This is a genomic window from Microcystis sp. M079S1, from assembly GCF_020246425.1.
Taxonomy (GTDB): domain Bacteria; phylum Cyanobacteriota; class Cyanobacteriia; order Cyanobacteriales; family Microcystaceae; genus Microcystis; species Microcystis aeruginosa.
Genome location: NZ_JADBSZ010000225.1, coordinates 1 through 7,932, shown reverse-complemented (window position 1 = coordinate 7,932; position 7,932 = coordinate 1). Strand labels below are relative to the sequence as shown.

At 41.9% G+C, this 7,932-nt stretch carries 5 protein-coding genes and 2 pseudogenes; 1 reads left to right on the top strand and 6 read right to left on the bottom strand.

What is annotated here, in order from left to right:
• Positions 1-114, top strand: a 114-nt coding sequence (locus IM456_RS15175) for a transposase (protein WP_130758671.1), incomplete at its 5' end; no start/stop codon positions are given.
• A gap of 10 nt (positions 115-124) precedes the next feature.
• On the opposite strand, the pseudogene IM456_RS15170 reads toward IM456_RS15175, so the two are convergent.
• The 6 genes and pseudogenes from IM456_RS15170 to IM456_RS15145 form a co-directional block, all read right to left on the bottom strand.
• Positions 125-1,375 (bottom strand): annotated as a pseudogene (locus IM456_RS15170) (FprA family A-type flavoprotein); the annotation flags it as partial.
• Positions 1,376-1,592: 217 nt separating this feature from the next.
• Positions 1,593-2,093, bottom strand: a complete 501-nt coding sequence (locus IM456_RS15165; RefSeq protein WP_149988540.1) for a phosphate-starvation-inducible PsiE family protein — start codon at positions 2,091-2,093, stop codon at positions 1,593-1,595.
• Between the two features lie 222 nt (positions 2,094-2,315).
• Positions 2,316-4,040 (bottom strand): diflavin flavoprotein, encoded by a 1,725-nt coding sequence (locus IM456_RS15160; protein ID WP_149988538.1) that lies wholly within the window; start codon positions 4,038-4,040, stop codon positions 2,316-2,318.
• Between the two features lie 794 nt (positions 4,041-4,834).
• Complete coding sequence (locus IM456_RS15155; protein ID WP_172970577.1) at positions 4,835-4,987, bottom strand: hypothetical protein; 153 nt, start codon at positions 4,985-4,987, stop codon at positions 4,835-4,837.
• Between the two features lie 365 nt (positions 4,988-5,352).
• Positions 5,353-5,469 (bottom strand): annotated as a pseudogene (locus IM456_RS15150) (bluetail domain-containing putative surface protein); the annotation flags it as partial.
• A 112-nt stretch (positions 5,470-5,581) separates the two neighbouring features.
• Positions 5,582-7,759, bottom strand: coding sequence for a DUF4114 domain-containing protein (locus IM456_RS15145; protein ID WP_287707228.1), 2,178 nt, complete (start codon positions 7,757-7,759; stop codon positions 5,582-5,584).
• Between the last annotated feature and the right edge of the window lie 173 nt (positions 7,760-7,932).

Here is a 7,932-nt window from a genome sequence, read left to right as displayed (position 1 = left end):
GTGGTCGAGGGAATCAACAATAAACTTAAACTAATAAAACGGAGAGGCTATGGCTTTAGAAACTTTCGGAATTTTTGGGTTAGAAGTATGTTATCTTGGCATCTTGTCTGTTGATTTAGCATAAAGGGTAACGAAGAGCCGTTTTTTTCAAGGTCTGGGCGAAGGTTTCTCCGGCTAAATAACCTGCTTGTAAACTGCTTTCTGTGGGGCTAAAACGCACGCGCAAGGATTCAAAACCGAGGCGATAATTAGCATCTTTGAGTTTAGTTTCAATTAAATCTACAGCTTCCCCACTCCAACCGTAGGAACCAAAAACCCCGGCTAATTTAGTTTTTGCTGCCGTGGAAAGAACGATTCCTAAAGCGGTTTGGATCTGGGTAGGAGCGTGACCGGCTAAGGTGGGAGAACCGATAATAAATCCGTCACAATTTTCGATCGCTTGACCAATTTCGGCGGGGGTGGCAAACTCACAATTGATTGATTCTACGGCCAGATCATTTTCTAATAATCCTCGTTCGATCGAGCGGGCCAGGGTGGCAGTATTTCCGTAGGCAGAAGCATATAATAAAGCCACTTGTAGAGGTCGAGTTTTTTGTTCTTGACACCAATAACGATAATCGTGGGCAAGACGACTAAGACTATAACGAATTATCGGACCGTGGGCGGGTGCATAATATTGGGCGGGAAATTCTTTAATTTTGTCGAGGGCTGTTTCTACCGGTTTGGATTGCACGGCATGGAGACAATCAAAATAATAACGACGATCTGCGTCTAATTGTTTCCAATTTTTATCCCAAAGAGCGTCACTGCACAGATGCACACTAAAGAATTTATCGCTGTATAAAATTTGGGTTTTTTGGTCAAAAGTGCAGATACCATCAGGCCAGCGCGGCGTAGGGACATTAATAAAACTTAGTTGATGACCTTGCCCTAAATCAAGGATTTCATCGGTTCGTATGCCCAAAATTTGTGCATCGGGCAAGGCATTTTTAAGGGTATTGACGGCAGATTTAGAACAGAAGATGGTGATTTGATGGGTTTCGGATAATAATGCCTTTAAAGTGACGATACGATTGGGATTAACGTGACTGAGAATCAGATGATCGAGACGATGTAAGGAGATATATTGACGAATTTCTTCTAAATAAATTTCGGTGAAGGATTCTCCAGGAGGATCGATTAAGGCAGTTTTATCGCCACAGATAAGATAGGAATTAGCGGTGGTTCCCCGTTGACGAGCATATTCTATTTCAAATTTTAATCTGTCCCAAGTACGGGAGCAAAAAACCCAAGTTTGATCGGCAATTTCGGCGGTTTGAACATCGCGGGAGCGATTATTAATAGCAGGATTGGGAATTAAGGTATTAGTGGTCATAATTGTTAAGTTGGGTGTTAGTTGTTGGGTGTGGGGTGTGGGGTGTGGGGTGTGGGGTGTGGGGTGTGGGGTGTGGGGTGTGGGGTGTTGGGGAAGTAGGGTTTTAGGGGAAATTACTCTATCTCCCCATTACCCTATTACCCCATTTTCCTATCCCCTTCTCACTGATAACTGATAACTGATAACTGATAACTGATAACTGATAACTGATAACTGACTAAATTTTGCTGTTTATTTCAGTTAATTCTTTAACTAAATGTTGACGATAACGTTCAGAAACTTTTTGTTCAGGATCGATACCTTCAAAGGTGGGAGGAAGCCAAACTCTTAACACCATTAATGTACCGAGAACTATTAGAAAAGCACAGGCAGCTAATACTTGTGTCCAATTAGTTTCTAGGACTCCTCTGACAATTAATTCTCGCAAAACCGAGACGATAGAAACTTCCACGGCAACACCGATAGAAACTCGTTTTTCTTGCAAATAAATAATCAACAATCGGAACAATTCTACTAGAATTAAGAGGAATAAAATATCGGCGGTAATAATCCGAAATTGAATCGGTGGCAGCAGAGACATAAACATTTCTCTGACTTCTAACACCATGAAGCTAAATAAACCGATACAGAGAGAAATGACGATTAAATCTTGAATTGTTTCTAAGACTTGCACTACTCGCACCATCATTGGGGAAGGTTTTTTAATTGGTTCGTACATTTTAAGCTAAACGGCTTTTACTTCGGATCACCGATATAGACTCCAAAAGGGTTATAGCTATTGGATCATGCAGGTTAAGCGCCGTTTAGCTTATTTCTCCTAAGATTGATAGAATTGGGTGTTAGCTGTTGGGGGGATTTTTCAGTGAGCAGTAACCAGTAACCAGTAATCGGTGAACTGATAACTGATAACTGATAACTGATAACTGATAACTGATAACTGTTAATAATGGTTGCCAACTTTGCGATGATGGACAGCAGTTAAGACATCTAAACGGGCAACTCGTCCGGTATTAACGGTACAATAAACTACCCAATGATCGCCGCAATCTAAACGACTGGTGACTTCACATTCTATGTAAGCTAAGGCATCCGCTAAAATTGGTGATCCATTATTGGCAGTATAGGTTTTAATGCCTTCAAAACGATTGGCACCGGGAGAGAAACGCTTGAGGAAATGTTTCATTAATTTCTGGTAATTATCCTCAGCTAAAACATTTAAAACAAAGGTATCGCTAGGCTGTAAAAAGGATACCATTGCCCGATCTTTGGCCACTGCAATCGCCACACCTAAAGGATTTAAACTTGCTTGTGTCACCCAAGAGGCAATCATGGCACTAGATAAATCGGCTTTTTGGGAAGTAATTAGATACAATCCGGTACTAATACGGCCTAAAGCTCTTTCTAAGTCGTTGTTAATCGATTTAATTTGTTTAATCGTTTTTTCTCGGCTTAACCATTGGCCGAGGTCGGTTCCTGCTTCATCGGCAATAAAATCGAGGGATTGATTGGGATTATCTTTAACTAAAAGAGGAGGAAAAGCTTCGATCGCGACCATTTCCTGTAATTTATTTCTCAAGGGAAAAATTGGTTCATCTTCCCCACCTCCTGACTCAAATAATCCTACCGCTTGTTTGCCATTAACTGCAGCAAGAATTGTGCTTAAAATCGTCTGGTTAGTCAGGGAAGATTGGGGAGGCATTCCGATGACAACTCCCTTAGACTGATTGATTAATTCTCTGACTTCGTGGGGATCAGCATTATTCATATCGACTAATTCTGTCACCACATCAGTTTTAGTCAAACCCTGACTAATCATAGTAGCTAAATGTTCGCTTTGTCCGTAATCTTGGGTAAAAAATACAGCCACTAAAGTATCGGCAGAAGTTTGTTCTTGACTCCAAGTTTGATAGCGTCCCACCCAATCAGAAATATGGTGTTTTAATAGGGGACCGTGACCGGTGGCAATGAGATTAATCTCAAATTTCTCGATTCTTTTAATCGCCCCTAAAACCGAACGAGCATTCGGTCGCATCAGACAGTCATAATAGGTTTGAAAATCGGCTTCTAGCAGGTCTTTTTCTCGATCGTAGGTTTGATCATCACAAAAGTGCATTCCGAAGGCATCACAGGTAAAAAGGGTGGCAGTTTTAGCATCAAAAGTGAAGATAGTATCAGGCCAATGAAGATTAGGGGCTGCAACAAATTCTAAGACATGGCCATTACCTAAATCTAAAGTATCACCACTTTTAATGATTAACTGTTTAAAGGGTCTGTGTACCATGTTTTCCAGGAATTGCATGGCAACTTTTGCCCCAACCACGGTAACTTCTGGGACTAATTCCAAAACTTCTTTGACTAAACCACTGTGGTCGGGTTCAGTGTGACTGATAATTAAATAATCAAGATGATTGATGTTGATTAGTTTAGTTAATTCCTCCAGATAAAGGCGATCGAATTTGCGGTGAGATGTATCAATTAGGGCGGTTTTTTCCCCTTGAATAACAAAAGAGTTATAAGTCGTACCGTTTTCTAAACCAAATTCGATATCAAAACGATCGCGATCCCAATCCAAACAGCGCAAGGTAAAAGTATTTTCGGCGATTTCTTGGATTTGTGTGGTTAAACGGCTGGTTTTAGCGGGTTTTGGGGTGATTAAAGCAACCATAATTTCTATCTCCCACAGGATTTGATTCGGAACTGCATTTGCTTAATTCCTATGGTGACTTGCTTTCAGCGATTTGTAAAATACCAATTACTCAAGTAAATGATTAGTTAGATTTATATAACCTTTTCTCTATGGTTACGGATATTAATTTGAGTGCCAGCCTTGCCGAATCAATACCTGAATACTGATTGTGCATCCTATCCACCGGTTGGCTTAGTCCTCGCCTTCACATATACACTTTTGCATATTTGTCAAGGTTTTTACACAATTCTTAATATTTATCTCGTTTTTGCTCTCTCGCTCTCCTCGGTTTTCTCGACCGAATCGCTAAAATGATTAGGGGTGTTGTGTTGCCGATGTCAGTCTATGAGTGAACCTTTGACATACTCCACGCCGTTTACGACGTGGATTCTTCTCGCATCACTGCTGAGAATTTCTGGCTCAACGAGTCCACTTGAATTAGATTCCTGGCGAAATCCAACCCAGAGGTGGTTCTCTCCTCAGACTTTCGCGACCTTACAGAAGCCTGTTCTCGGGGTCCCCTACGATACAGTTCAAAACCTCTAATAAAATACTTGGTTTCTCTGGTACTTGACGCTTAGAGCTTTTACCTATAGGAGCATTCCCCTAGAGAACCCCATAACTCTGGTTTTCAAGGTGCGTTCATCGGTTGATGACTGGGTTTTTTAAGCGGTTGCTTACCCGGCCCCCTATTCTTAATATTATACATCATATAAAGTCGCCCTAAAAGGGCGAGGCTTTAAACCCAATTTTTCGGTAACCCTTGAGGATATTTACCAGCTATTCCGCGCTGGTGAAACGTTTTTTTGTCTTAAAGTCCAGAAAACGGGTTTCTCCGAGAAACCCGTTTTCTGGAAAAACGCTTCAAAATATTCGCTTAATGCTTCTTGCCAGGGTTCATCATAATTGGCGGTTGTTGGGTTCATTTGAGTTGTCTGCTTACTCCTAGGGTGTGAAGCGCGATAGCGTAACGCACCGATTTAATAATAGAGTTGGTGCGTTACGGCGGATTGTTAATTTTGGTTTTTTGACGGAATTGATAGTCGCAAACACGCACCCTACACCTACTTAATTAGGGTTGGCTGAAAAAGTTTTTCCTGGGGGCGGGGTGTGGGGTGTAGGGTGTGGGGTGTAGGGTTTTACCGATTTTCAGGTGGTCAATTACCTAATTTTCAGGGAAAAAGTCCCTGAATTTTCCCCCCGATCACTCCCAGGGCCGGTACTTTTTGATTTCCAAAAAGTCTAAAGATATTATCCAACAAGGTTTTTAGATTTATTCAGCAAGCCCTAATTAAACAAAGAAATTACTCACTGGAATGCTCCCTAAAGCTGGTAAAGTACCGGTAAATCCGGTGATATTTATTAATAAATCATTGCTGGATTGGAAGCCAGCCGTGCTATCATTAATCGGAAACCGCAATGAGTCCTGTGGGGCAACAAATGACGGTGATTCGCAGTTAGAAAAAGGCGATCGCCGCCAACTCCCAGAGGAAATGGTTTGTCAAACCAGCAAGGGACGATTAAGCAATAAAATTAAACGCCAAAATCCCATCATTAAAATCGTTATCGCTGATATTGGGTAAGTTACCCGGTAAATCCTCAAAGCCAAAGATATTATTCCCCCTTGACCGTAAATGTTCCGCCCCATCAGGATTTGCCGCCCCAAAGGAGAAATAGGCCACCTCATGGGTCCTATAGTTTTCTAGGGTAGCCGCCACGTTATCGGGATTCTTGGTCAAAAATGCCTGAATACTCCCTTGCAGACTTTCTCCCAGATTGCCCCCATTGGCAATCACAAAGGGTGCGTAGCGTCGCCCCCCTTCCAACAACACATCCCCAAATTCAGCGGCGGTGGTGCTTTGGTTTGCCCCTTCCCCACTGGCCCGCAAAATGAAGTTATTCACTGCTTGACTTAAGGCGCTACGGGCATAACCCGCTTGACCCGGTTGAATTAACTCTGTCACGTTGCCATCTCCATCTAAATCGAGGCTGTCAAAAACGGCTCCGTTGTCATCCGCCACTGGATAGAGACCGACAACGTTATTGAAGAAAGCTCCCGTCTGTTTAAGTCCTTCCTCAATGGCTTTGACCTGTATGCTACCGGGCAAGTCACTGAAGTTGAAAACCAGAGAACCTTGTCCATTACCCGTATTGTTAAATTGGAGGGTTTGGGGATTAACGGCTTGGTCGGGTAGATTGGTAATTTCTAGGGTGAAATTAACCGTTGCGTCTGGCGTGGCATTGGGAGCCGGGTTGAGGGTAGTATCCGTCACCGCCACCGTCAGATTATAGAGGGATTGGGCTTCAAAATCAGCCTTACCGATGAAGAATAATTCCCGGCCACGAATCTGGAAACTGCTCTGATCACTGCCCAGCAAAGAAAGGCTATTTGTCCCCAAGGCATCATCGCTGATCTGAATATCGGCAACTTTGACACCTTGACTGGTATCGGTATTTTCAGCGATCGCCTTGGTGCTATTAGCAAGAATTAGGGCTGTGGGAGCTTCATTGACATCGGTGATGTTTAAAGTGAAGGTTTGGGTGAGATCGGGGGTGACACCAACGGTTGTATCATCGACATTGACGGTGACTTCGTAACTATTTTGGGCTTCAAAATTAGGAGTAAAACCGACATAGAAAAGGGCTGAATTCTGAATTAAGAAGCGCTCCCTATCCCGTCCCGTGAGGAAGAGATTATTGGTTCCTAAACCATCATCTTCAATCAGGAGATCGGCGACTTTAAATTCTGGTGTGACATTGACATTTTCAGCTAACTCGGTGACAGCATTTTGGAAAATTAGGGCTGTGGGAGCTTGATTACTAGGATTTTCATTAACATCATTGACAGTAATTGTCAAGGTTTTCTCAAAACTGAGTCCCCCTTGGTCGGTGGTTTTTACCCGAATACTGTAACTATTTTTGGTTTCAAAATCGGGAGAATTATTAATCTGTAATTGATTCCCTACAATCGAGAATGCTGAGTTATCTGTATCTCCTGTTCCTGTAACTAAACTATAGGTAAAGCTATTACCACTATCGGGGTCTGTACTGGAAAATGTTCCAATTACTGTATTGGGGGCAACATTTTCATTTACTGTTGTCGCACTTAAGGCTAAATTTGTCGGAGCTTGGTTACTAGGATTTTCATTAACATCATTGACAGTAATTGTCAAGGTTTTCTCAAAACTTAGTCCCCCTTGGTCGGTGGTTTTTACCCGAATACTGTAACTATTCTTGGTTTCAAAATCTGGGGAATTATTAATCTGTAATTGATTCCCCACAATCGAGAAAGCTGAGTTATCTGTATCTCCTGTTCCTGCTATTAAACTATAGGTAAAGGTATTGCCAGTATCGGGGTCTGTGCTAGAAAATGTTCCAATCACTGTATTGGGGGCAACATTTTCATTTACTGTTGTCGCACTTAAGGCTAAATTTGTCGGAGCTTGGTTACTAGGATTTTCATTAACATCATTTACCGCAATTGTCAAGGTTTTCTCAAAACTTAGTCCCCCTTGGTCGGTGGTTTTTACCCGAATACTGTAACTATTCTTGGTTTCAAAATCTGGGGAATTATTAATCTGTAATTGATTCCCTACAATCGAGAATGCTGTATTATCTGTATCTCCTGTCCCTGCAACTAAGCTATAGGTAAAGGTATTGCCAGTATCGGGGTCTGTGCTAGAAAATGTTCCAATCACTGTGTTAACAGGAACATTTTCATTTACTGTGGGGTAATGATTCGGTAGTAGTGGCGTAGCTCTCTTGCTTACCTGGTATGAATTGTGTAAAATATTTATTAATAAAAATAATTGGAACCCGATCAGTCTTTAAACCTCTAGCTTGATCATGACTTTTCTGATAAATATCTTTT